General features: G+C 69.6%; 14 protein-coding genes and 3 pseudogenes. 8 read left to right on the top strand and 9 right to left on the bottom strand.

Annotation, left to right across the window (positions count from 1 at the left end; all coding sequences use genetic code 11):
* Together AB0K92_RS20885 and AB0K92_RS20890 are read right to left on the bottom strand one after the other, a co-directional pair.
* Positions 1–95: pseudogene (locus AB0K92_RS20885) on the bottom strand (FmdB family transcriptional regulator); the annotation flags it as partial.
* A 19-nt stretch (positions 96–114) separates the two neighbouring features.
* Positions 115–960 (bottom strand): annotated as a pseudogene (locus tag AB0K92_RS20890) (SDR family oxidoreductase); the annotation flags it as partial.
* Between the two features lie 236 nt (positions 961–1,196).
* Between AB0K92_RS20890 and AB0K92_RS20895 the strand changes: the two are divergent.
* The 3 genes from AB0K92_RS20895 (at position 1,197) to AB0K92_RS20905 (ending at position 6,396) form a co-directional block, all read left to right on the top strand.
* Positions 1,197–1,637, top strand: coding sequence for an SPW repeat protein (locus AB0K92_RS20895; RefSeq protein ID WP_365925032.1), 441 nt, complete (start codon positions 1,197–1,199; stop codon positions 1,635–1,637).
* A 419-nt stretch (positions 1,638–2,056) separates the two neighbouring features.
* Complete coding sequence (locus AB0K92_RS20900; protein ID WP_365924911.1) at positions 2,057–3,841, top strand: N-acetylglutaminylglutamine amidotransferase; 1,785 nt, start codon at positions 2,057–2,059, stop codon at positions 3,839–3,841.
* Positions 3,814–6,396, top strand: coding sequence for a prolyl oligopeptidase family serine peptidase (locus AB0K92_RS20905; protein ID WP_365924913.1), 2,583 nt, complete (start codon positions 3,814–3,816; stop codon positions 6,394–6,396). Before AB0K92_RS20900 ends, AB0K92_RS20905 begins: the two co-directional genes overlap by 28 nt.
* A gap of 196 nt (positions 6,397–6,592) precedes the next feature.
* Here the strand turns inward: AB0K92_RS20905 and AB0K92_RS20910 are convergent, their stop codons facing one another.
* Positions 6,593–7,687, bottom strand: coding sequence for a glutamate--cysteine ligase (locus tag AB0K92_RS20910; RefSeq protein ID WP_365924915.1), 1,095 nt, complete (start codon positions 7,685–7,687; stop codon positions 6,593–6,595).
* Positions 7,688–7,798: 111 nt separating this feature from the next.
* Here AB0K92_RS20910 and AB0K92_RS20915 point away from each other — a divergent pair, with 111 nt between their 5' ends.
* The 4 genes from AB0K92_RS20915 to AB0K92_RS20930 all read left to right on the top strand — a co-directional run bounded on the left by AB0K92_RS20915 (position 7,799) and on the right by AB0K92_RS20930 (position 9,903).
* On the top strand, positions 7,799–8,527 hold the full coding sequence (locus AB0K92_RS20915) for a DUF2071 domain-containing protein (protein ID WP_365924917.1): 729 nt from the start codon (positions 7,799–7,801) through the stop codon (positions 8,525–8,527).
* Positions 8,524–9,180, top strand: coding sequence for a hypothetical protein (locus AB0K92_RS20920; protein ID WP_365924919.1), 657 nt, complete (start codon positions 8,524–8,526; stop codon positions 9,178–9,180). The genes AB0K92_RS20915 and AB0K92_RS20920 overlap by 4 nt, the downstream gene beginning before the upstream one ends.
* A gap of 48 nt (positions 9,181–9,228) precedes the next feature.
* Positions 9,229–9,606: a hypothetical protein gene (locus tag AB0K92_RS20925; RefSeq protein WP_365924921.1), complete on the top strand. Its 378-nt coding sequence runs from the start codon at positions 9,229–9,231 to the stop codon at positions 9,604–9,606.
* A gap of 63 nt (positions 9,607–9,669) precedes the next feature.
* The gene (locus AB0K92_RS20930; protein ID WP_365924923.1) at positions 9,670–9,903 is read left to right on the top strand and encodes a hypothetical protein; all 234 of its coding nucleotides are present in this window, start codon (positions 9,670–9,672) and stop codon (positions 9,901–9,903) included.
* A gap of 9 nt (positions 9,904–9,912) precedes the next feature.
* Here the strand turns inward: AB0K92_RS20930 and AB0K92_RS20935 are convergent, their stop codons facing one another.
* Both AB0K92_RS20935 and AB0K92_RS20940 read right to left on the bottom strand, forming a co-directional pair.
* Positions 9,913–10,809 (bottom strand): Rieske (2Fe-2S) protein, encoded by an 897-nt coding sequence (locus tag AB0K92_RS20935; RefSeq protein WP_365925034.1) that lies wholly within the window; start codon positions 10,807–10,809, stop codon positions 9,913–9,915.
* Between the two features lie 75 nt (positions 10,810–10,884).
* Positions 10,885–11,067: pseudogene (locus tag AB0K92_RS20940) on the bottom strand (CorA family divalent cation transporter); the annotation flags it as partial.
* A 330-nt stretch (positions 11,068–11,397) separates the two neighbouring features.
* On the opposite strand from AB0K92_RS20940, the gene AB0K92_RS20945 reads away from it, so the two are divergent.
* A complete protein-coding gene (locus tag AB0K92_RS20945; RefSeq protein WP_365925043.1) occupies positions 11,398–11,565 on the top strand; it encodes a hypothetical protein in 168 nt (55 codons plus the stop codon).
* Here the strand turns inward: AB0K92_RS20945 and AB0K92_RS20950 are convergent.
* The 4 genes from AB0K92_RS20950 to AB0K92_RS20965 all read right to left on the bottom strand — a co-directional run bounded on the left by AB0K92_RS20950 (position 11,559) and on the right by AB0K92_RS20965 (position 24,651).
* Entirely contained in the window at positions 11,559–12,146 is a 588-nt protein-coding gene (locus AB0K92_RS20950) for an Imm1 family immunity protein (RefSeq protein WP_365924925.1), read from the bottom strand. The genes AB0K92_RS20945 and AB0K92_RS20950 overlap by 7 nt on opposite strands.
* A 99-nt stretch (positions 12,147–12,245) precedes the next feature.
* Complete coding sequence (locus AB0K92_RS20955) at positions 12,246–19,058, bottom strand: DddA-like double-stranded DNA deaminase toxin (RefSeq protein ID WP_365924927.1); 6,813 nt, start codon at positions 19,056–19,058, stop codon at positions 12,246–12,248.
* A 212-nt stretch (positions 19,059–19,270) separates the two neighbouring features.
* Positions 19,271–22,762: a LamG domain-containing protein gene (locus AB0K92_RS20960; protein WP_365924929.1), complete on the bottom strand. Its 3,492-nt coding sequence runs from the start codon at positions 22,760–22,762 to the stop codon at positions 19,271–19,273.
* Positions 22,763–23,115: 353 nt separating this feature from the next.
* Positions 23,116–24,651 (bottom strand): VCBS repeat-containing protein, encoded by a 1,536-nt coding sequence (locus tag AB0K92_RS20965; RefSeq protein ID WP_365924931.1) that lies wholly within the window; start codon positions 24,649–24,651, stop codon positions 23,116–23,118.
* Positions 24,652–24,825: the final 174 nt, after the last annotated feature.

Raw genomic sequence — 24,825 nt, forward strand, 5'->3', positions numbered from 1 at the left:
GAGGAGCCGCGGCTGTCGTTGCGGTAGAAGCCGGAGCCCTTGAAGACGATGCCGACGGCCGAGAACACCTTCTTGAGGCGGCCCTGGCAGCTGGGCGCCCGGGCCCGGCGCCGGCGCGTGCAGGTTGCCGTGACCGGCCGGAGCGGTCTCCGTGCGGGACAGATGGGTCTTGTCCACCTGCCGCGCCATCATCCGCTCGACCATGCCGGGCATCATCCGGGACTCCAGCACCATCGACCGGCCCATGGGCCCGACCACGACCTCCCGGCGGGGCACCCGCACCAGGTCCACGACGGCCCGCGCGACCCGCTCGGGGCTGTAGACCGGGGGCATCGCGACCGGCTTGCGGCCGGTGTGGTTCGCGGCGTGCTCGAACAGCGGGGTGTCGATCGTCGCGGGCAGCACGGTGCACACGTGGATGTGCTTCGCCTTCTCCAGCAGCAGCTCCTGCCGCAGGCTCGCCCCGAGCGCCCGTACGGCGTGCTTGGACATGCCGTAGGCGTGGGTGTACGGCTGGCTCACCACGCCCACGATGGACGAGACGTTCACCAGCGTGCCGCGGCCCTGCTCCCGCATCACCCCCAGCGCGGCGCGGGCACCGTGGACGTAGCCCATGACGTTCACGTCGAGCACCCTGCGGATGTCCTCCAGGGGAGTCTCCTGGAAGGGCCCGAACACGGTCACGGCCGCCGCGTTGACCCACACGTCGACGCGGCCGAACCGCTCCACCGCGCGCCAGGCGAGGTCCTCGACCGCGGCGGCGTCCGTCACGTCGGTCGGTACGGCGAGGGCCTGGGCGCCGCGGTGGCTCTCGCACTCCCGCCGCACCGCCTCCAGCGCCTCCTCGTTCCGCGCGGCGAGGACCACCGCGCAGCCCTTGCGCGCGAAGGCGAGGGCGGTGGCCCGCCCGATACCGCTGGACGCTCCGGTGACGACGACCACGGAATCACGTACACGCATGTCGGCCTCTCCTCGGCGGGCGGGTGGCTGGGTCGCCGGGCGAGTACCCCCCTCGCGCCCCGGTCACGCGGCGCCTCGGCGGGCCGCCCGCGGGTCGGGACGGCCGGCTCGCCCGCGTCCGCCAGGTTGTGGGTCCGGTCGCGGTTGGGGCGTCGCGACAGGGGGGTACTCGTGGGCCGGACGAAACCCACGGAGCTTGGGAGGTGAGGGGCGTGACAACCTCTCCGAGGTCGTCGATGGAGACCCATCCCGACATCATCGACATGCGCAACCGCCACGAGATGGCGGAGCGCGCCACCAGCACGCCCAGGGCGCAGGCCATCGAGGCGATGGCCCTGCTCACCGGGGTGTACCTGGCGGCCTCCCCGTGGATCGCGGGGTTCAGCAATCTGACGACACTGGCGATCACGAACCTGATCGTCGGCATCGCCTACGCCGTGCTCATGAGCGGCGGTTTCGGCCGTGCGTACGAGCGTACGCACAGCATGGCGTGGGCGGCCTGCGCGCTGGGCGCGTGGACCATCGTCGCGCCGTGGGTCGTCGCCGGCGACGTCAGCACGCCCAGGACGATCTGGAACAACATCATCGTCGGTGTCATCGCGATGCTGCTGGGCCTGGCGGCCAGCGCGGCCTCCGGTGAGCGGCGGTCGTCGCGGGGCCAGGACCGTATGGCCTGAGCGCAGCACCGCGACAACCGATCCCGTGGCAGGGCGACGCGCTGGACCACAGACGGTCGGGATCCGTGACCGGATCCCCGGACGTGCTGCCGGTCCGGCGCGTCCGCCGTGACGGGAGCCGGCCGGCGTGGACCCCGTCGAGCCGGCGGCGGGACTCCGCCCCCGCGCGCCGCAGGGGCATACCCGCGCACCGCCTGGGAACTCAGTGCACTGCACAGCCGAGCCGAGCATCCGCCCAGGGCCGGTCCTTTCCCCTGGACGCGGGCGCCCGGCACATCCGGGAGTGACGTGATCTTGGGCATACGAGTGTGGGAAGAGACCGATGTCCACCAGCCGTACGCGAAGCGACACGCGCGCCGACGCGTGAACCGGTACCGCCGACGACGACCCGGTGCCGCGTGGACGGGAGGCGGTGCGCCATGTGCGGTCTGAGCGGCGAGATCCGCTTCGACGGCCGGTCGCCCGACACGGCGGCCGTAGCACGCATGACGGACCGGCTCGCCGACCGCGGCCCCGACGGGCAGGGCGCCTGGACACGCGGCGCGGTCGCGCTCGGGCACCGGCGACTGAAGATCATCGACCTCTCGGACCGCGGGGCGCAGCCCATGACGGACGCCCGGGACGAGGTCACCGCCGTCTTCAACGGCTGCGTCTACAACTATCCGGAACTGCGGGACGAGCTGCGGCGGCTCGGCCACCGCTTCACCTCCACGTCCGACACGGAAGTCGTGCTCAACGCCTACCTGGAGTGGGGCACCGCGTGCGTGGAGCGCTTCCGCGGCATGTTCGCCTTCGCGATCGTCGAGCACCGCACCGGCCGCGTGGTCCTCGCCCGGGACCGGCTCGGCATCAAGCCCCTCTACCTGGCGCGGACACCGGGCCGGCTGCGGTTCGCCTCCACGCTGCCCGCCCTCCTCGCCGCCGGAGACGTGGACACCTCCCTCGACCCGGTGGCCCTCCACCAGTACCTGAGCTGGCACGCCACGGTCGCGGCGCCCCGCACCGTCCTCAACGGCGTGCGCAAGCTCCCCCCGGCCACCGTCCGGGTCGTAGAACCCGACGGCAGCCACCGGGACCACCGCTACTGGCAGCCCTCGTACACCCGCCGCCCCGAGCACGCCGGCATGGGCGCCGACGAATGGCGTGACGCCGTCCTGGACGCCCTGCGCACGGCCGTGCGCCGCCGGATGGTGGCCGACGTGCCGGTGGGCGTCCTGCTCTCCGGCGGCCTCGACTCCAGCCTGATCGTCGCCCTGCTGGCCGACGAGGGCCAGCGCGACCTGAGGACGTTCAGCGTCGGCTTCGAGGCGGAGGGCGGCGAGAAGGGCGACGAGTTCCGCTACTCCGACCTGGTCGCCCGCGAGTTCGGCACCGACCACCGCCGGCTGATGGTGCCCTCCGAGCGCGTGTCGACGGCGCTGGACGCGGCGGTCGCCGCCATGAGCGAACCCATGATCAGCCACGACGTCGTCGCCTTCCACCTGCTGTCCGAGCAGGTCTCCCAGGAGGTCAAGGTCGTCCAGAGCGGGCAGGGCGCCGACGAGGTGTTCGCCGGCTACCACTGGTACCCGCGGCTGGCCGAGGTCCCCCGCGAGGAGGAACCGGAGCGGTACGCCGAGACGTACTTCGACCGGCCGCACGCGGACATGGCCCGCATCCTGCGGCCCGAACTCCTCCTCGACGAGAACGTCTCGGCCCGCTTCGTACGGGAGCACATGGCGGCGCCCGGCGCGCAGACCGCCCTCGACGCGGCGCTGCGCCTCGACACGCACGTCATGCTCGTCGACGACCCCGTCAAGCGCGTCGACAACATGACCATGGCCTGGGGCCTGGAGGCCCGCGTCCCGTTCCTCGACCACGAACTGGTGGAACTCGCGGCGGCCTGCCCGCCGGAGCTGAAACTCGCCGACGGCGGCAAGGGCGTGCTCAAGGAGGCGGGCCGCAAGCTGCTGCCCCATGAGGTCGTCGACCGCCCCAAGGGATACTTCCCGGTGCCGGCCATCCGGCACATGGCGGGACCCGTCCTGGAGCGGGTGCGCGAGGCGCTCCACGCCCCGGAGGCGAAGCAGCGCGGGCTGTTCCGCGACGAGTACGTCGCCGAACTCCTCGCGGCACCCGACGAGCACCGCACCAGGCGCGGTGCGAACGCCCTGTGGCAGACGGCTTTGCTGGAGATATGGCTACAGACCCACGGCATCAGGTGACCGGCGGCCACCACGACATCCAGGCCGGCGCCCCGGACACGCGGACCGGCGACCAGGGGGGCGTCGGGCTCGGCGACCACGGGAGCGCCCGGTCCGGCGACCAGGGGGGCGTCGGGCTCGGCGACCACGGGAGCGCCCGGTCCGGCGACCAGGGGGGCGCCCGGCTCGGCGACCACGAGGACGCCCGGTCCGGAGCCCGGGGCACGGGGGCGGCGCCCCGCCCGGCGCCCGCCCGCGCCCCCGCGGCCAGGCTCGGCCCGGAGTCCGCCACCCCGCTCGACCCGGACCCCTCCGGGACACTCGGCCCGGACCCCGCCGCGACACTCGGCCCGGACCCCGCCGCGACACTCGGCCCGCAGTCCGTCACCCCGCTCGGCCCGGAGCCCGCCACCCGGCTCGCCCAGGCACCCGTCCGGCTCGCGGACGGTCCGGCGCCGGACGCGCACGACGCCGCTCACACTCTGGTGCCGGCGCCCGCGCCCGCCCCCGAGCTCCTGCCGCTGCCCGACGCGGGCGGCCCGCGGGACGCCGTCACCCGTCTGCGCGCCCACGGCTGCTGGTACCCCTCGGCGAACCCCCAGGGCACCGAGACGGCCTTCATCTGCGACCGGGGCGGCGTCCCCCAGCTGTGGGCCGGTCCGGTCGACGGCGACGCGGTACGGCTGCTCGACGCCTCGCCGGATCCGGTCGTCGAGGTGTCCTGGTCGCCGGACGGCCGCTGGATCGCGTACACCACCGCGCCGGGCGGCGGCGAGCACACCCGGGTGCTGTGCGTCCGGCCGGACGGCACCGGCCGCCGCATCCTGGCCGGCGCCGACCCGGCCGGCTCCGCGCACCTGGGCTGCTGGGCACACGACGGCTCGGCCGTCGCCGTCACCTTCGCCGCTCCCACCACCGGCGGGTACGGCGGTGTCACGGGACAGTTCCCGGCGGACGACGGACGCACCGGCGGCCGGCTCCCCGCCCCCGTCACCCGGCCACCCGCCGACTGGGCGGAGCGGGACGGCCACGCGACCCTCCTCGGCCCGGCCCCGGACGGACCACCGGCCGGCACCGCACCGTCGACACCCTCCCCGGCGGCCCGCCCGGAAGGCGGCCTGTCCGTCTACCTGATCGACCCCGACGGCCTGGCCTCGCCCGTGCTCCTCACCACCGAGACGCACGCCGCCTCCCTCCGCGCCTGCGACCTCAGCCCCGACGGCACCCTCGCCCTGCTGCGGCGCGGCCCGCGCGGACGCCGCGAGGCGGTCGTGCTGCGCACCGCCGACTCGGTGACGACGTTCGCCCTGCCGGTCGCCGACGGCGACCCGTGGATCGGCCGGTTTTCGCCCGAGGGCCGGACCCTGTGGCTGCGCAGCAATGCCGACCGCGAGTTCGCGGCGCTCCTCGCCGTCGCCCTGGACCCCGACGGCCGGCCGCTCGGCGTGTCCGTGCGGGCCGAGCGCGAGAACAGCGACCTCGAACTGCTGGCGCTGGACCACGACGGCCGTACGGCCGCCCTCGCCTGGAACAAGCAGGGCGCCAGCGAACTCGAACTCGTCGAGACCTCCCCGGCCGGACGGACGGCCCCCGACGCCGACGCCACCGGCCCGGCACGCCCCCTCCCGCTGCCCCACGAGGTCGTCACCCGCGTGACCGCCGCCGGCACCGGACGCCTCCTGCTCGCGCTCTCCGGCTCCCAGCGCAAGCCCGGCGTCTGGTGGGCGCACGAGGGCGTGTCCCTGCTCCGCACCCCGTGGTCCTCCCTGGACGAGGACGCCGTACCGCCGGGCCGCCCCCCGGTACGCCCGGTCCCGCTGCGGCTGACGGCCCGCGACGGCCTGCCCCTGAGCGGCTGGTACTACCGGGCACCCGGGCGCTCACCCGACGAACCGGCACCCTGCGTGATCCATCTGCACGGCGGGCCGGAGGAACAGGAACGCCCCGTGTTCCACCCGCTCTACCACGAGCTGACCGGGCGCGGCCTGGACGTCTTCGCCCCCGACGTGCGCGGCTCCCTCGGCCACGGCCGGTCGTTCGTCGACGCCGACCTGGGCGCGGGCCGCTTCGCCGCGCTCGACGACGTCGCCGACTGCGCCGCCCACGCCGTCACCGCCGGCCCCGCCGACCCGACCCGGCTGGCCGTGATGGGCCGCTCCTACGGCGGCTACCTCACCTTCGCCTCGCTGGTCTGGCACCCGGACCTGTTCCGCACCGGGGTCGCCGTCTGCGGCATGTCGGACTTCCTCACCTTCTTCGCCGGCACCGAGCCGTGGATCGCGGAGTCGGCGGCGCACAAGTACGGCCACCCCGAGCGCGACCGGGAGCTGCTGCGCGCCCTGTCACCGATGACCCGCATCGACGCGCTGCGCGCCCCGCTGCTGGCCGTCCACGGCGAACACGACACCAACGTGCCGCCCGGCGAGTCCCGGCAGTTCGTACGGGCCGCACGGGAACGCGGCGTCCACGCCGAACTCCTCACCCTGCGCGACGAGGGCCACGACTTCCTGCGCGCGGACAACCGGCGCCTGTTCCGGCGGGCCGCCGCCGACTGGCTGGAGCGGCACCTGCAGTGAACGGCACACGGGTGAACCGTGACCCGGCAAGGGGAGTCAGCCGGGCCCCGGCACTGGCGGGAACGTGCCCCCGCGCCCACGGGAATGTGCCCCGGCACCCGCGTGAACGTGCCCCGGGGCCCACGGAAACGTGCCCCGGCACCCCCGTGAACCTGCCCCGGCACCCGCGTGATCGTGCCTCGTGGGGCCCGCCGGTTCAGTAACCGCTCTCGCGGACGATCAGGTCGACGGCGGCCCGCGGACCGCCCGCGGCGAGCGCGGCGCGCTGCCGGTCCGCGCCGGTGCCCTGCTGGAGCAGCCGGTGGACCAGCGCGGTGACCTCCCGGGTGTCGCCGGAGGCGTCCAGCGCCGGGCCGATGTGCCGCAGCAGCCCGCACAGCACGTCCCCGGCGCGGCGCGCGCCCTCCGACGGGTCGATCAGGGTGCCGCTCAGGCCGTGCCGCGCCGCGTGCCACATCGCGCCCTGCAGGTACTCCGGCGGGCAGTCCGGCACGGGCTCACCCGCGGTGGCCTGCGTCAGGGCCGTCTCCACGAGCGCCCGCACGACACCGGCGAACATCACCGCCTCGTCGGCGCGCAGCTGTACGTCGAGACAGCGCACCTCGATGGTGGGGTAACGCTCGGAGAGCCGCGCCTGCCAGTACAGCTGGCCGGTGTCCGAGATCAGCCCGCAGTCGAGCAGGCGCCGCACGCGCCGCTCGTAGTCCTCCAGGTCCCGGAAGACGGGAGGCAGGCCGGACACGGGCCAGCGGCCGAAGATGACCGTGCGCCAGCTGGCGAAGCCGGTGTCGTGGCCGTCCCACAGCGGGGAGTTCGCCGACATCGCCGTCAGCGTGGGCAGCCACAGCCGCAGCCTGTTCAGCACCTGCACGCCCGCTTCCCGGCTGGGTACCGCCACGTGGACGTGCATGCCGTTGACCAGCTGCTCGGCGACCAGTTGCGGGGCCTGCGCGAGCATGGCGCGGTAGCGGGCGTGGTCGGTGACGGCCACGGGGTGCTGCGCGTCGCGCAGCGGCGGCGTCGCCACGGCCGCGATCCGGCAGCCGTGCGTCTCGGCCGCGGCGGCCATGGCGTGCCGCAGCCGCAGGAGATGCCCGCCGACCTCGTCGAGGCTGCCGCACACGGGTGTGGCCACCTCGACCTGTGCCTGGAGCAGCTCGCACTGCACCTCCCGCCCACCCGTCAGACGAGCCACGTCCGCGGCCACGCGCACCTTCTCCGCGAACGGCACCGGCACGCCCGTGACGGGGTCGAGCAGCAGGTACTCCTCTTCCACACCGATCGTCGCCATCGCTCGCCCTTCGCTCGGCGCCCGAGTGCCACCCCCCACCGCGTCGCAAACGAAACCGGCCCGGCCGCTCCGGGCGTTTCCGCCGGCCGGGCGAGGGGGACTCGCCGGACCGTGGTGGCGTACGTCGCGGAGCAGCGGGTACGGCTGCCGGTGCTGTGGGCGGCCTGGCGGACGCAGACCTTCCTGAACTGGTCCTTCCCGGCGCAGGCGGTGCAGGCACTGCTGCCCGAGCCGCTGGTCGTGGACGCGTACGACGGCGCCGCCTGGGTGGGGCTGACACCGTTCGTGATGGCGGACCTGCGCCTGCCCGGCGTACCGGCCGCGGCGCCGGCGCTCCCGGCGTTCGCGGAGACCAATCTGCGGACCTATGTCCGCTACCCCGGCGGCCGGGACGGGCTGTGGTTCTTCTCCCTGGAGGTCGCCTGCCCGCTGATGCTCGCGGCCCGCGGGATCGGCGTGCCGTACCACCCAGGGAACCTGAAGGTCGCCAGGAGGGACGGAACGGTCGTCTACTCCGGCCGCAGGTGGACGGGCGGTGCCTCCTACCGCGTGGTCGTCCGCCCCGGTGCCCCGATCGCCCGCCCGACCGGGCGGGACGTGTGGCTGACGTCGCGCTGGCGGGCGTACTCCCGCCGGCTCGGTGTGCTCTGGGAGACGCCCGCCGAGCACGAGCCGTGGCCGCTGGCCACCGCCACCGTCGAGGAGCTGGAGGAGACGCTCACCGCTTCCGCGGGCCTGCCCGCCCCCACCGGCGAGCCCGTCGTGCACTTCTCGCCGGGGGTCCGGCACGTCCGGCTGGGGGCCTCGCTGCCCCGCCCGCCGAAGGGAGCAGGCCGATGAGCCGGAAGAACCAGGTGGACGGGACGCGCCGGCTCCGCTTCGACGGCTGGATCGCGGGCCTCGGCACCACCTCCGGCACCCGGCTGGTCCTCGGCCACTGGCAGCGGTCACCGTTCGGCACCTTCAGCGACGTGATGCTCGAGCGGGCGGACGGGGAGCGGCTGCTGCTCGCGCCCACGCCCGAGACGGCGGACTTCGTCGCCGCCACCTACGTCTTCGACACCGTCCGCGTCGTCCCCGTGCGGGTCGGGGTGGCGGACGACACCTGGACCGTGGCCGCGGGCCCGCTGGACCTGCGTTTCGTCACCGGGCGGCGCCGGCCCCTGGGCCTGCTGCTGCGCGCCGTACCCGACACGCTCGCCGGGCGCCCGGCGTGGAGCGCGCTCATGGACGGCCCGGCCCGGCTGCTGCTGCCCGGCGTGCGGACGCGGGGCAGCGCCCGCGAGGGGCGCCACGAGTGGTACGGCGCGCGGGACCTGCGGTCGGTCCGCGAGGTGTCCGCCACCTTCGAGGGCGCCGACCTCGGGGGCACCGCGCCCGTCGCACCACCCGTGCGGTTCGGCTTCGGCTCGGTGCCGAGGAGACCCTCGCTCACCCGGGTCACGACGACGGTGGCCGTCGCGGCGAAGGGAGCCCGAGCGGAGCGTGAGTGATCACCGGCCCCTGGGTACTCGGCGGGCCGTGCCACGGAGGGAGACGCCTTGAGAGTCACGACAGCGCGGAAGTCCGCGACCGGCCTCGCGCTCGCGCACGGCGCCTTCAACGTCGTGGGCGGCCTGTGGCCCCTGGTCCACCTGCGCAGCTTCGAGTGGGTCTTCGGACCGAAGACCGACGACTGGCTGCAGATGACGACGGGCGGACTGCTGGCCTCCGCCGGCCTCGCCCAGCTCGCGGCGGCATCCGACCCCTCGGGCGGCCCCGCCCATGCCCGCCGCGTCGGCCTGGGCACCGCCCTGACCCTGCTGGCCGTCGACCTGGTCTACGTCCCCAAGGGCCGGATCCGGCCCACGTACCTCCTCGACGCCGCCATGCAGACCGGCTGGATCACCGCCTGGCTGCGCACCCACCGAAGGGCCTGACCCACCGGCCGCACACCGGCACCCGATCTCTGCACCCCCACACCCCGACACGGAGGACCGGTCATGACCGAACACACCCCGTCGCAGGCCGAGGGCGAGCCCGAGCCGACGACCGCCGCGAACGGCGAGCCGGAGACCACCGGCCACCGCGACGCGCCGCGCACCACCCCCTCACAGGCGGAGGGCGACGAGGACGACGAGGACGGCGAGGACGACGAGGACGCAGACTCGACCGGGACCGGGACCGGGAGCCGGACCGACGACGCGGAGTGGGAGGCCGGCTGGTCCGGTCCCTGACCGGCGAGATCAGCGAGACACTCCCTGGCGCCCGCTCACCTCACGATCCGGGGTGGGCAGGCGCACCTCCACATGGCCGTCGACGATCCGGGCGTCGAACGCGGGCTGCGGAGCGGTGGCCGGGCCGCGTACGTTCCAGCCGTCCGAGAGCCGGAAGACGCTCCCGTGCCACGGGCACCGCACACACCCGTCCTCGATGGTGCCCTCGGACAGCGGCCCCGCCAGATGGCTGCACCGGTCGGCCAGCACGTGCAGCTCCCCGCCGGACTCGCGCACCACCAGGACGGGCACGTCGTCCACGCTGCGCCGCACCGCCTGCCCGGCCGGGAACTCGGCCACGGCCCCGATCCGGTGCCAGCCCGGCGAGACGACGTGCGGAACCTCCTCGGCGTGGTTCGCGCCGGACGCCTGCCGGTAGGCCAGGTGGCCGCCGAGCAGGCCGCCCGTCGCGACAGCCGCCATTCCCAGGAAGCCGAGGCTCCGGCCGGCGCCCGCGCGGCCCTTGACGCGGCAGGCGAGCGAGGCGGCGTACAGTCCGACGGCCGCCGTGTTGGCCAGCGCGTGCACCAGGCCGACCCGCTGCTGCGGCCGGTGCAGCTCCGCCCAGTCCACGGCCCCCGCCAGCGCGGCGGGCACCGCGGCCGCCAGCCCGACGCCGATCAGCAGCCCGGCCTCCCGCGAACGCCCCGGACGCAGGTCCAGTACGCCCGCGGACAGCCAGCTGCCGATCGGCACCTGCACCATCAGCGGATGCACCGGATGCCCGAGCCACCTCCCGTGCAGCGCGTCCCGCACACCGCCCAGCGGCAGCGCCCGCACCCCCCGGCCGACCGCGTCGATCACCGCATCGGCGCGCCCGTCCCGCTCCAGCCCGTCCAGCACCCGCAACAGCCGGTTCTGACCCATTCGACGACGTCCCATGATTCCCATGAGACGCAGGGTCCCCGACAGCGCCGACCCCAAAACGGGCCGAACAGGCGGTCAGAGCCAGTCCCGCCGCTTGAAGACGACGTACAGGCTGGTGCACACGACCGCCATCAGGAGGACGGCGAAGGGGTAGCCGAACGCCCAGTGCAGCTCCGGCATGTGGTCGAAGTTCATGCCGTAGATCGTGCCGACCAGCGTCGGGGCGAAGAGGATCGCCGCCCAGGACGAGATCTTCTTTGAGTTGTCTACCTGGTGGCGCTGGCCTGAATCGATGCGACTGTGCCATCCCTGACCTGCGGATAACTCTTTCAGCGTCTTGCGGTATCCTGCTGCGTTACGCGGCCGGTTTTTCCTACCCGCTCCCCAGGACCGTCGACACTCCCCAGATTCTCCCCAGGGAGTGACGTTGTGGCGGGCCTGGTGGCATGGGGCGTTATGCCACCGGAGGCGCTGCCAAGGGCTGGATGAGTGACTGCCTGCGAGGGCAGGGCCGAAGCCTGGTGCTGAGCGGATGAGCGCAAGGCGTGAATCTGACTCTGCCTGAGCAGGCTTAGGTTCGACCCGCCGTTGGAAGTCGACGCCTTTCCGATGACGGATCCGCTGGTCACCCTGCGTGCCCTTGCTGGCGAGCAGCAGTGGCGTATGAGCGACCGGGTGATCCATGTGTGCGAGCGTCTTGTCGCGCATGTCGCGACGACCGGCGAAGAGCTCACGGTAAGACGAACTTCTCAGTGAGATGGGTGACGGGAACCCGAGACCTTGCACCATGGATCCTGACAGTAAGAAGTTGCTACGTCCGCCTGCAGAGAGCGGTGCGTGTCAGAGTCACCCCGAACCCAGCAAACCGCCATAGGTCGCTGACCGTTCCTCAGCTCGCAGAACTCCTCAACGGCCGCACGAATGTCGGGGATTGGAAGCGTGTTACAAGGCTCGAACAGCCTCCAATCTTCGAAATTAGCGACAACGTCCTGGTTCGACACCGGAGGTTCCGGATTTCTAGAAATCCAGACACTTCTCGAGATATCCTGTTCCACTCGAACTTCAGAACCCTCGGGAACCAGCCACTTCAAGGCGCCGTACTGCGTAAGCGGATTTATCGAGACCTGAAGATAGCTGTCAAAATACCGATCCGAGGCCATCGGGTCTCTATGCGGCGCCAAGAGTACGAACTTCGCAAGAACGCCACCCCTTGACCGTCCAACCATTCCCGAGTCTCGGTTGGATCCGCCCCCCATCAGCTCATCAATCAGACGCCTGAGAGCAGCTTCTGATACTGCATGATATGTTGTGTCGCCAACGAAAACGGTCAGAATCATCGAAATCCCCAAACGTTCGAGGGCGAGCCTATGGCGTCGACCTCTCCTTTGGATAGCTTACCCTCAGGAGAGGTCGACCAGATACTACCCCATTGCTGATCAACCACCGCCGAGCATGGTTACGCCGTGCCAGCCTTCTTCGGTGCGCCACACGGCTGTCAGGCTAGACCCTCTCGGCAGAATTGCCGATACCCCGACCATGCATGAATAGGGTCCAGAGCAAACCCCATCAGGTTTATTGATCACGACCGTTGCCCTCGTAATGCCGTTGCTTCTCATGGCCAACGCTATCTTGGTTTCGACATGAGAGGCTGCCGCGAAGCCCCCCGCAGGATCGTGAGGCAGGCCGGAATCTCTGATCGCATCCCTAACTTGCGAGAAAGAACCGTTTTCGCCACTTGACACGGGGGCGCCAACTCTGTTTCCAGCATCATCAACGACTTGACCAGTCGTGATTTTGCTGTCTGCCAATTCATCCGCGATTTCATTCAGCGGATCGCAGTTATGAACTAGTACCGGCGTGGCTCCCGCCAGCACATAGTACGCGTGGATGTCAGTGATGGTGAGGTCGTGCGTCTGCTGGCGTTTGTCGAAGTGGCGGTTGCCCGTGAGTTCGACCGTGTCGCCGGACGGGGTGCGCAGCTTCATCCCCGGTTCGAGGTCGCCGGCCTGGATCCACTCTTGCTCGGACTCGACCCAGAAGGGGTGCGTGGTCGTGGCGACCAGCATCTGCTCGGCACCGGAGTCCGTCTTCACCGTGAGGTCGGAGAAGTGCTTGTCGTCCTCGGTGACGATGGTTCCCGCGACCTCGCGGACGGTGGTCTCCCCGGTCTCCGGGTCAGTGACCGTCACCTTGTCGCCGAGTTCGATGTCCTCGATCGGCTTTGTGGAGCCATCGGCCAGGAGGACCTTGGTGCCGGGTAGGAAGCTGTGGCACTTGTCCTTTCTCAGTTTCCTCAGCGCATCTGTGGCCTTCTTGCGAGCCGCGGCCAGGCCGTCCTTGGCCTTGGTCAGGGCCTTGCTTGCCTTGATCGAGTCCTTGATTCCACCGATCAGATCACCGACGAGACCCACGACCCGCTTGGCGAGCTTGACGCCCTTCGCCCAGTTCCAGGGCATGCCGTACTTCGCCATGATCTTGCCGGCGAGGCCGCCGGCGAAGCTGCCCGCGATGTTCAGCAACGTTTCGCCGCAAGCACCCACGTCACCTGTGGATATGCAGTCGAGGGCCGCGTCGACGCCGAGGATGTCTCGGACGATCTTGACCAGTTCCTTGCCGGCCGCCTGGACACGCTTGTTGGCCGACGACTGTTGCTTCTGGGCCTGGTTGACCTCGTTCTGCGCCTCGGTGACCTTCGCCCCTTCGGAGTCGGGCGCACACAACATGCCGCAGTCCGGCGAACACGTCGACGGGAAGAGGCTGCACGTGACTTCCGACACCAGTCCGCTCGGGTCGGACAACGTGACCGGACTGTTGTTGGCGTAGGCGTAGCCGTTGATCTGCTGCGGCTGCGTGTAGTCGATGATCGGGTCGACCGAGATGAACTTGCCGATAGCCGAGTCGTACTCACGCGCTCCTAGGTGTGTCAGGCCGGTCGACGCGTCGATCGTGCCGCCGACGAACCCCTTCTCACCCGGCCAGACGCCGGTGGCGCTGCCCCGCTCGAGGCCGTACGGGTCGAAGCGGCGCTGGGAAACCGCACCCGTTGCCGCCTCGATGGCGAGTTCGCCCGTGCCGTGGTGGTCGGACGCCAGGAACGACAGATTCCCATCGTCGGTGCGGACCGCGACGGTCTGGCCGGCGTGCGAGTAGTACCGGGTGGCGGACTTCTTGGTGCCGTCGGTGGAAAGCTTCAGCTCCATGCCGGGCAGGTACACCGTGGTGCCCGAGGAGTCCTTGCGCTGAATCCGGTTGCCTGAGGCGTCGTACAGGTACGTCGTCTCGGAGCCGTTCGCCTCCTTCACCTTGGTGAGCCGACCTGCGTCGTCCCACTCAAGTATTTGGGCGTCGCCGCCTATCGTCCGCTTGGTGGTCGCCCCTGCGTCGTTGTACTCGTAGGTGTACTGCTTGTCGCCGGTCGGGGTTTTCTCGGTGATCTTGGTGACCTGGTGCGGCCCATCGCCCAGGGCGCCCGCGCCGCCGTACTCATAGCTGCGCGTGACGTCCTTGGACGCGTTCAGTCCGGTGTCGTGGACGGTATCCGACGTCCGGTTTCCGATGGCGTCGGTGACATACGACTTCCAGTAGGGGGCCGCACCACCTAGCGCGCTGGTGCCCGGGGCCGCCTCGCAGGCGTTCGGGCGGGAGCCATCGACGGGCGTGGTCGAGCCGACTGTGCCGGAGCCGGTCGCATTCGCCGCTGAGGACGCAGGCGTCCATGCCTCGGACAGTCGCTGCTGGCTGTCGTAGGCGAAGCACTGCACATCTGGAGAAGAAGCGTTCGCCGTGTCCGCGATCGACAGGACGTTGCCGGCCTGGTCGTAGGAGTACGACGACTGCTTCGCCGGCGCCGTCGCTCCATAGACGTCCACGGTGGAACGGGTGAGGCGGTCCGTGCCGGTCTCGTAGTCGAAGGTCTGCCACACCTTCTTACCGGAGCCGGCGTACAGCTCCAGTTGCTGGAGTTGGCTTCTCCTTGAGTAGACCGTGTTGGTGACGTACGGGGTCGTGCCCGTCATCGTGGTCGGACGCTGCAGCGCGTCGTACCCGTAGGTCACTGCCTCCGCGGACAGTCCGCCGGCCGCGGGCAAGCCCGTCGACTGCAGTGTGCCGTCGCGATTGAAGGTCGACGTGAAGACGTAGGTGCCGGCCAGGGAGCCCTGCGAGGCGGGCACGGAGTACGCGGTCTTCAGCGGCTGGTAGAACTCGTCCATCGACTGCACGACCGACGCGAAGTACTCGGTCGGGGAGACATAGCTGAGCTCGGCGTAGGGCTTGCCGAGCCAGCCCGCCTTGTCGTAACGGGTCTCGGTCAGCTTCGTCCCGGTGCCGACGTCACCGGTCCAGGTGCTGGTGACGCGGCCGAGCGCGTCGTAGGACGTGGAGGTCTTCTTGTTCCGGCCATCGTAGGAAACGATCGGCCGGTCCAGCTCGTCGTACTCGATGCGGGAGGTTCCGGCGTCAGGGTCGACTGAGGTCTTCTTGCGGCCGAGCTGGTCGTACTCGTACCGCCACACGGTGCCCTTGGCGTCGGTGACCGTCTCCAGCTTGCCGGCATGGGTGTAGGTGTACTTGGTCGTGTCGTACGGGGTCAGAGGGCTCGGGGACGCTCCCTTGTAGTGCCGGATCTCAGTGGTTCTGCCCTCAGCGTCCGAGACGATCGTCGTGGGCACACCGCCGATCGGCGGGTCGACATGCGTGAGTTCACCGTCGTATGTGGTCGTGGTACGCCACTGCTCGGCGCCCCCAACGGCGAAGATGTCCGCCGTAGTGCGGCCGAGGCCGTCGTACTCGACCCGGGTCTGCGCACCGACCTCGCTGTTGGCCACGGGCAGCAGTTCGCCCTCGGCGGCACCGGACGCGTTGTATGTGGAGTTGGTCTTTTTGACCTGGCCCGCGCCATCGTAAAACGTGTCCGCGACCATACGGGTGCCGTCTGGGCCCTCGGTCTGGATCTGGCGGGGACGCAGCATGCTGTCGTAGAGCTGGTACTCGGCACCGTAGGAGCCATCGCTCTCGATCTTCTCGGTCTTTATCGAGGTGACCTTGTCCTTGCGGACGTTGTACGAGTACTTGATGCTCGGTGTCTGCGTCTTCGCGCGATCGGGAAGCCAGACGGAGATCAGCCGGCCGAGGCTGTCGTAAGCGAGGTCGGTTCGCCTGCCGTTCGGATCGGTTTGACCGGTGGACAGACCCCACGCGGAGGCGTAGTCAGTGGTCGTGACGTGACTGAGAGCGTTTGTCAGCTTGGTCTGCGTGAGCAAGCCGTTCGTCTGGACGTAGTCGGTCCGCGTCGAGTTCTGCTTCGCGTCCTTCTGCACCAGCGGACGGCCGAAGTCGTCGTACGTCGTGGTGCCAGTGACCTGGTACGTGGCGGTGGTGCCGTCGTGCGAGGTCATGCGCTCCGTCTTCGTCGCGTCACCCTTCGTGGGCGCGGCGTCGAAGGCGAGGTTGTCGTACGAGGTGCGCTCGTCGGCCAAAACTTGAGTCTTGCGGTTCGGAGTCTCTGCGCAGCGCACGCTGAGAGATTCGCTACGCGAGGGTAGCGTCAGGATGTTTTTGGCGGTGTTGTCCGCATACCAGAGGCGTGTGCAGGTGTCGTCGTCCGTCTTCGACACGTCGGCCTGGTCGTCGATCTCGGTCGCCCGGCCGGTGCCGAGAGCCGTCTCGTACTTCGTGGTCGACTTCGTCTCGCGCCACGTGCCGTTGGACAGTCGGCTGTACCCGCGTTCTGTGTCCGCCTTGACGATGTTGGCACGCGTTGTGCCCCAGCTCTTCGTCTGCGTCGCGGTCGTGTGCTTCCACGGCTCGCTGATCGCCTTCGAGATCAGCTTGTCACCGTCGTAGGTCGCGACTTCCAGTTCGTGTCCGGTGAACTCCTCGTGATCGGTGTAGCCAACCCCGGTGGAGTCCGTCACCGTCACGGTCCGCGTGCCGCCATTCGGGTCCGCGTCACCGTTCATGCCCTGCATGTACGTGTAGTCGACGCGGGTCTTCTGGTGGTCGGCGCTGCCGGAAGTCACGGTGACCTTGCCGTAACCCTGCCAGCCGCCCCAGGTGAGGTACTTGGCGTCGGTGATACCGTCCGGCTTCGCCTTTCGCCACGCCGCGTCGCCCTGGTAGCTGTAGCGGGTGACGAGTTGGTCGCTGCCGCCGGTGCGGTCGGTCTCGACGACTGCGGCAACCACGTACTTGTGGAACCAGTCAGTGGTCGGCTCGACGTAGCCGGGCGGGGACCACTTGACCGGGTAGCACCGCTTGGTGGACTCGCCTGGCTTCGGTAGGGCGTCCTTGGTGCAGTTGGTTGCCGCGTAGTTGACGTCGAGCTGAGCGCCGGTCTCGCTGAGAACCAGCGACAGGCGGAAGCGGTGGAACGGCGCGATGTTGTCGCCGACCGCGTCGACGCGGTTCGCCAGTTGCTCACCGAACAGATCCACAGACGGCAGCTTCACCGGCGTGCCGGCACGGCCCTCGTGTTCGATCTTCGACAACCACAGTGTCTTGGAATCGTCACCGTTGTCGGTGAACAGGTGCGTCAGGGCCCAGGCGTCCACATCCTGGTAGGTCGTGGCGTCCTTGCGCATCTGTGTGACGACGGACGTCAGTCGCTTGGTCGTCCAGAACGTCTGGACGGCCGAGGTGCACTTGGTGCCGGCCTTGCACTCCTGGTCGACCGGGACATCGGGCCAGCGGGAGGCATTCGCCTTGGTGCGCTTGGTCTCGGCACAGTCGAAGTCGGCTGTGGGAAGACAGCGTTCGGCGACGTTGAAGGCAATTCGAGCCGGCGCCTTGGCCGCGTAGACCTGGCCGTCTCGCTGGCCGTAGTCGACGCGCTTGAGGTAGCCGCCGCGGTGGTAAGCGGTGCCGTTGACGTCGGTCTTTCCGTTGAGCGCGTAGTAGTTCGTCTCGCGCTCGTAGAAGTAGGACATCACGTTGCCATGGGTGTCCTTGACGTAGTCGAGGCTCCAGCGCCAGGCCTGCTGGCAGTGGGCATTGGCGAAGGTGGCGTTGTAACAGGGCTCACCCGAGTCGTCACCGAAGACGGGCGCCGTCCATACGGAGTTGGTTTCTTCGTTTCCGGTGGCCCAGCCCGGCAGACGATTGAGTCCGAAGTAGTACTCGGTGCCGTCTGGAGTCGTGATCTTCCAGTGCTCGCCCTTGTCGTCCGTGCTGCCGTCGTCACCGTTGGTGGCACCGAGGAGCCTCTCGACCTTCGTGCCGTTGTCGGACGACATGTGCCACTTACCGGTCTTGTCGTCCTTGACCAACTCGCCGGAGGTACCGTTGAGCATGACGGTGGCGTTGTGGAACGCCCAGCATTGTTCGCCGGAAGTGTCGTGGCCGTCCTCGGAGCAGGGCTTGTAGCGACGCTCGATGTAGCCGGGGTCGTAGGAGAAACCCTCGCCGATCCAGGAGCCCTGGTTGTTGGTGGCCGAGGTGCGGCCGTCTGCCGATTGGGAGGAGTAGCCGAGGCCCACGGTAGGGGCCAGGCCGCCCGGGGTCGGGACAGTGCGCAGCGGGTAGTTCCAGTTGAAGGCGCCGGAGGAGTTCGAGACGTTCCAGCTGGCTGATGGGGACAGCGCGGTCGCCTTGTAGGTGCCCTGCGCGCTGGACGGGCCCGCCGCCACTGCCAGCAGGGAGGTCGTCGTGCCCGCCATCGTGGAGACGCCCTTGGCCGAGGCCGGCGCGGCGGTCACGTCGGCGGCGACCGTACCGGCACGCACGTTGTTCACCGTCGGCAGCACCTTGGGCTGCTGCGGGCACTTCTTGCTGCCGGGCAAGGCATAGGCAGCGCACGCGGGCAGCTGTACCAGGCGCAGTCGGGAGGCGTAGGAGCCACCGTAGCCCTCGGCGAAGTCGGAGTAGTCCACGGTCAGGCGCACCTTGGCAGCCTTGCCGCCGCCGTCCGCCCGCTCTACGCCGAGGAGGACACCCGCGCCGAGCTGCGCGGCGCGGGCAGGGGCGAGGACGTCGACCTGTACCTCGGTGGGGGCGGCCTTCGCGGCCTTGGCGTTCCTCGGCTTGACCACCTTCACCGGCAGGCCACCCGCTTCTGCGGTAGCCCCCAGCTTCACTTCGGTGCCGCCCTGTTTGGGCCACACCGCCTTGTCGAGTCCCTTGACCGCTGACTTGCGGGCCGGGTCGGACGGGCGGGGCTTGGACTTGGCGTCGCCTCGTCCCTTGACGGGCTCGCCGTCGTCCTGGACGCCGGGGCGGCTGGTGCGGCCCCGGGCGCCGTCGTCGAGCACCACTGCCTGGACGGTCGACGCGGACAGTGCGAGGGAGAGCCCCATCACTGTCGCGACGACCGCTTGTCTCGGCATGCGGCGGCTCAGTGAGCGGCCACGAAACATACGGTCGGTTCCCTTTCATAGGAGAACATGATGAAAATCTGGGGGAAGCAGCAGGAGATGGGTGTGCCGGGACCACGAGGACCCGGCACACCCGTAAATGTGACGGTATGTCACATGTCCGGCACGGCAGTCAGCGCGGCCATCTGCTGCACCGCGGTCCGGTCTGCGGCACCGCTGTAGACCCGGACTTCGTCGAGGGCGCCGGCGAAGTACTCGCTCGCCCCGCGCAGCGCACGGCCAACTTGGAGACCCCCGGTGGCGGGCCACAGGGTGTTGTTCTCGCCGTGAGCAGCGGCCACGAGCTGACCTTCTACATAGAGCCGGATCGAGTTGGCGACTGCGTCATAGACCACCGCCAGGTGCTGGCCGGACCCGCCCGTATCCGCCAATTCCTGGTCGTCGGTGAAGGTGACGATCGCCGCGGTCGCTGAGTCGGCCTTCGCCACCGCCAGCTCCCACTGCTTGGTGGCGGCTTGGTAGCGGACTTGCACGCGGTTGGCATTTGCGCCCGGCAGGGACAGCACCGTCTGTGACTTGACCGGGTCCAGTGAAGTGAGCTGGGCGCGGGCGGAGATGGTGAAGCTGCTGTTGCCGGTGACCGGGGCGGTCGCGGTGGACGCGTAGTCCCCGTCGCCGTCCAATACCAGGTTCCCATCGCCGACCAAGGCGGCCGTATCAAACAACGGGTCGGCCGGGCGGTAGATGGAGGCGTTGCCGGCGAGTGTCAGCGCCTGTCCGCCGCCGGTCTCAGCGGAGGCCCCGGCGCTCGCGTCGTCGAGTTGCCAGTAACCCTTGCGGGTCGGCTTGACCGTCATCAGCTCCGCGACCTGGGCTGCCGGCAGAACACGGTCGAAGACACGGACCTCGGCCAGGTCACCCATGAAGTGGTCGCGGTAGCCGCTCTTGGCGGTGGCGCGGCCGATCTGCAGCGGGCCATACGACTTCCAGGCGGAGCGGCGACCGGCGGTGCTCGCGAGGTCCTTGTTGACGTACAGCTGGAGCTGTGGGCCGTCGCTCTTCTGGGCGTCGTACACGCCGGTCAGCAGCACCCATTGGTCCTTAACCGCGGATGTTTTCGTCGAGACGGCCTTCCACTCGCCCAGCGAGTCGACATCGTTGACCGGGATGGCGAACTTCCAGGCCTGCGCGGACGCATCGTAGCCCAGGGTGAAACCGGGCTCGCCAGTGCCGTCCTGGCTAATCACTGTCATGTTCCGGTCCAACGCGGTGGGCCGCACCCAGGCGCTCACACTGAAGCTGTTGGACGTGTCGAGCACCGTCTCGCTGGTGTCCAGCCAAGCGTCTGCGCTGCCGTCGAAACGCGCCGCCCTGTCGGCTTTGCCGCCCGGACCGTCCACCTCGAAGACGACGGCGGGGCCGGCCGTGGCTGAGAACTCATCGCTCTCGTCGTGCGCCTCGGTATTGCCGGCTCTGTCGGCGAGGTTCCACTGGGCGAGGACCGGTGTTCCCTCGCTGACCAGGAAGTGATAGGGAGTGCGGCTGGCGTGGTCCGCCTTGTCGACTGCGATCACCTCAAGCACGTGGCGCCCGGGCCGGGTCGGCATCCACGGCACGGAGACCGAGCCACCCGGCGTGCTCGGGGCGAGGTCCTTCAGCGCGGCGCCATCGAAGGAGTACTGGTAATCGACGACGTCGGTGTCGGGGATGGAGTCGTTCGGGTTGGGCGAGAAGGTGAAGGTCCCGTAGGAGCCCACGCCGTCGTGGTAGGTGGTGTCCGACGGGTACTGCTTGGACATCACCAGCGGCTTGCCCGGCCACTGCCCGTCGTAGATGAATTCACAGCGTTGGGCGGTATCGCCCTCCCAGCTCCACGGGCCGAAGCCGTCGCCGTCGGTGGCTCGCGCACTCCAGTAGATGGTGGTATTCGACGGGATCGATGAACTGACGGTGTGCTGGAACTTCGTCCCGGTTGTTGGCGACAGCGGGTTTTTTGTCAGATGCGTGTAGGACTTGGCCGTGTTCGTTTTGGGGTCTGTCCACTCGACCTTGAACTCGACCTTGACCTTGTCCGTCTGGCCATTTCCGTGGTCGGGGTCGCTGGCGATGGCCTGAAGCGTCGGCGGCTCGTCGACGTACGCGCGGCTCGAACCCCAACGGCACCGGCCCCCTGGGTCGGTGTACATGTCCGACGTCTTGATCTGTCGCGGCAGGTTGTTGTACTTGATCGACAGGTATGCGTTGCCGCAGACCCGCTTCCACTCGGCGAATCGGGACTCGTCAGCAGCGCGCAGCCCCAGGGTCATGGCGTTCCAGCCGCCCGCGGCGGCCGACTTGATCCTGTTGGTCAGCTCACCGGTCTCACCACTCTCGAAGTGCAGGTTGGCTTGGCTCGAGCAGGAGGTCGGGGAGATCGCCTTGTCGACGGTCTGCAGATGGTCCACCCAGTCGTTGGAGGTGTTGGACCAGTTGCTGGACGAGGTGAGGGCGTAGTCCTTGCCGCCGATCAGGTACAGCCGGGTTGGCTCGGCGGTCGGGGTGGCACTGTAGATGTGCTCTACCCGGGCGGAGAAAGTCGCATCGATGATCTGCTTCCCCTTGTAGTAGGAGAGCGGCATCGTGAACATCGTGCGGCGCACGCCGACGCCGTTGCAGGAAACCGGGTTGTAATCGGTGGGGCACTTGCCGACGCCCGCGCTGCCCGAGTACTTCCAGTCCTGCTCCGTGGGCATCCCGGACATGACGCCGGTCCAGGAGGTACGTGAGGTGGTGCGTTGGATCGGGTCGATGATGACCGGGAAGACGGTGTCCGCGCCCTTGAGAAGCTTCTGATCGGGGACCAGGCTCAATTTGTCCTTGGCCACCTCGACGCCGAGCTCGGCCACGCGTCCGCCGCCGCCCGGTCCTTCGAGAGCGGGTTCGAAGCCTGTTCCGGTCTGCTGGCCGGACGTAGCGCCTTCGTCGACACCGGCTGCGGCGGAACTCAGAGCCTTAGCCACAGCCTTGGGGCCCTGCTTGCGGGCGTCGGCCTCGGTCACGGCGGCCGAGTCCCACATCGCGGGTTCACCCGCCTGGAAGACGGTGCCGCCGACGACAGCGTCCTCGGCGACGATCGCCCCGGCGGTGTCCTCAACGACGTTCAGGCCCTCGGTAGCCATACCCAGGTCAATCCTGACCAGGCGCGGGTCGGCTGCCGCCTCGGGCGACTTGACGACCAGCAGATGGCCGAAGCCGTCGGCCTCGGCGCGCACGGCGAGGTCTACACCGGGCAGGGCATCGACGTAGGTGGCGGTGTCGCCCTCGACGAGCGGTGCGGGAAGCTTGCCGTAGGGCCAGGTCAGGGAGAACTCCCGGCCCGCCCGCTGCATCGTCACGAAGGGCTCGCCTGCCTGACCGGCGGAGAATCTCAGGCCGACGGTGGCGGCCTTCGGGGCCCAGCTGCCATCGGCCGCCTTGACCAGTGTGGGGTCGACCTCCACCCACTTGCCGTTCCGGACAGTGTGAATGGGCTCGGTGTACTCACGAGCCGTGAAGGTGCCGTCAGGCTCGGCGAAGATCTCCCGGCGCTCGGTGCGCAGCCCTACGACCTCGGTCTCCTTGCCGCTTTCCTTCGCGACGGCAAGGGCCTGCTGCTCGGTCTGCATCGGCTGGTCCGCGGCCACTGGCGCCTGGCCCTGCGCGGGGCTGGCACCTCCGCCAGGTAGGACCACCGCGCCGGCTACCACTGCGCCGGTGACGGCCGCCGCCACGGCGGCACGAAGCATCATGCCTCGCCGTATCGGTCTGTGTCTTTTTGCGGACACGCGCCCACTCTCCAGTCAGTTCACGTCTGTCTCAAAAGTCCGGTTGCCGGAACGCCTGGTCCGGCCAGTCACGCGCTGGGCGGACCGCGAGCGGTTCGCCGACCGAAGGCGGCACCACGCGTGGTAACTGCGCCGTCACCGGCTTATGCGTCATCGCGATCGTCGGATGCGGACCGACGATTGTGGACGCGTCATCAGTGGACAGTGGCACCGAAGGCGACGCCGGTTGCCGGAATGCCGTCCTGGCCAGGCTTAAAGGTCTGCGACGGCGCACCACCGGAGGCCACATTCCACGGGAAGCCATAGACCGCCCGTCCCTCGGCTGGGCCGTAGGGCACACCCACGTACAGCAGTGAAGGAGTGGCGCTCAGGGAAAGGCCGGTGAGCATACGCGGCGCGGGTGCGGACGGAACGCCGAACCCGGGGTCGATCGAGATGTCGGAGGCACCGGACGCACCGACCAGCGGGACCATGTGGACGCCGCCCTCGTCCGGGAAATCCTCGGACGTTTCCTCACCAGGCACACCGATCGCGACCCTGGTGGTCGTGGCCGTGGAGGTCGCGTTCGGGGACGTGTTGGCGGCAGCGAGCTGTTTGCCAAAGAGGTCGCCAGCCTCCGCCACGCCGTCGACGTCCGCGGTGTTCTGACTGATCCACGCGGTCTCGGTGAAGGTGCCACTCGCGGTGAACCGGAAAACCTGCACGGCGCCCGCATCCACCGTCGTGCTCCCGTCCTCGCCGGGAACACCGACCGCGAGCAGCGACTCAGTGGTGGCCGAGGCGCCGGACGGCCGGTACGGAACCATGGCAAGTGCGGCGCCGAATTGGTCGCCGGCCTCCTCGCCCCCGCTGATCACGTCCTGATCCTGGCCGAGGCCGCCGAGTGGCTTCGGGTAGCCGGACGTCAGCGTGTGGTTGAACCAGGCCACGCCGCCGGCGAAAGCGGCGGTGCCGAGCGCCTCGCCGGGTGTACCGACCGCGAAGTGGGTGGGGGTCGCGGCAAGCGCGCTACCGAAGCGGTCGTCCCGCTCCGCCACACCGGGAACGGCGCCGCCGGTCTCGCTGTCCTGGTTGATGCCGACGACCGTTTGCGCGGTGCCGCTGACGTAGTAGAAGGTGCCCGCGTCGTCGACGGTGCCGATCGACTCACCAGGCGTACCGATCAGCAGGTACGGCGTGCCGCCCGAGGTCTTCCCGGCCGCAATCGCGTACCCGACCCAGTCATCGGCCTCCGCCGTACCGCCCAGCGGCTTGTCGGATCCCTGATAGATCTCCTTCACGGCTCTGCCGCCAGCGTTGAGCCCGGCGGTAGAGCCATAGACGATCTGGACGCCTCCAGCGTCGGCTGCCGCGCCGATGTCCTCATACGGAGAACCGACCACCAGGTCGCTGCAGCCGTCGAGGTCGGCGTCGTAAACAGCGAGTGCATGGCTGTACTGGTCGCCCGCTTCGGGAACGCCCGGTATGCCGTCAGTGGCCTGCGAGAGTGTGAGGGTGCCCTTTCCGCCTCCGTAGACGACGTGCACCACACCCGCCTTCTGTACGCCGTCGACGCTGGCCTCGGGATCGGCGATAGCCGTGTCTACGAGGCCGTCGCCGTTGAAGTCCGAGCCGGTCCCCGACGGGCACGCAACGGCGGCCTCAGCGGGTGTACCGCCGGTTGCGACCGCGACAGTCAGCAGTGCCCCTGCCAGAACAGTGGCAGCGCTGCGCCGCCATACTTTCCCCACCCTTGACACAGACACCCCGGACATGAAGAGAAATGAAAGAAAACCAGGCGATCATCTCTTCACATGAAGTGCACATGCAATATGCTTTTGAGCCGCCGCAAGTGACAAGAATCACAGGGGTCGCAGCGCCGCCCGCGCAGCGCGCAGGCGGGCCCCTGTGCCGAGAAGGGGATC

This window comes from Streptomyces sp. NPDC052687 (assembly GCF_040678395.1).
GTDB lineage: Bacteria > Actinomycetota > Actinomycetes > Streptomycetales > Streptomycetaceae > Streptomyces.

What these genes read in the sequence shown, in the direction of transcription:
- AB0K92_RS20930 (WP_365924923.1), top strand. Translation starts at nt 9,670, where the DNA reads ATGACCGAACACACCCCGTCGCAGGCCGAGGGCGAGCCCGAGCCGACG.
- AB0K92_RS20900 (WP_365924911.1), top strand. Translation starts at nt 2,057, where the DNA reads ATGTGCGGTCTGAGCGGCGAGATCCGCTTCGACGGCCGGTCGCCCGAC.
- AB0K92_RS20920 (WP_365924919.1), top strand. Translation starts at nt 8,524, where the DNA reads ATGAGCCGGAAGAACCAGGTGGACGGGACGCGCCGGCTCCGCTTCGAC.
- AB0K92_RS20960 (WP_365924929.1), bottom strand. Translation starts at nt 22,762, where the DNA reads ATGCAGACCGAGCAGCAGGCCCTTGCCGTCGCGAAGGAAAGCGGCAAG.
- AB0K92_RS20905 (WP_365924913.1), top strand. Translation starts at nt 3,814, where the DNA reads ATGGCTACAGACCCACGGCATCAGGTGACCGGCGGCCACCACGACATC.
- AB0K92_RS20895 (WP_365925032.1), top strand. Translation starts at nt 1,197, where the DNA reads ATGGAGACCCATCCCGACATCATCGACATGCGCAACCGCCACGAGATG.
- AB0K92_RS20950 (WP_365924925.1), bottom strand. Translation starts at nt 12,146, where the DNA reads ATGATTCTGACCGTTTTCGTTGGCGACACAACATATCATGCAGTATCA.
- AB0K92_RS20910 (WP_365924915.1), bottom strand. Translation starts at nt 7,687, where the DNA reads ATGGCGACGATCGGTGTGGAAGAGGAGTACCTGCTGCTCGACCCCGTC.
- AB0K92_RS20935 (WP_365925034.1), bottom strand. Translation starts at nt 10,809, where the DNA reads ATGGGTCAGAACCGGCTGTTGCGGGTGCTGGACGGGCTGGAGCGGGAC.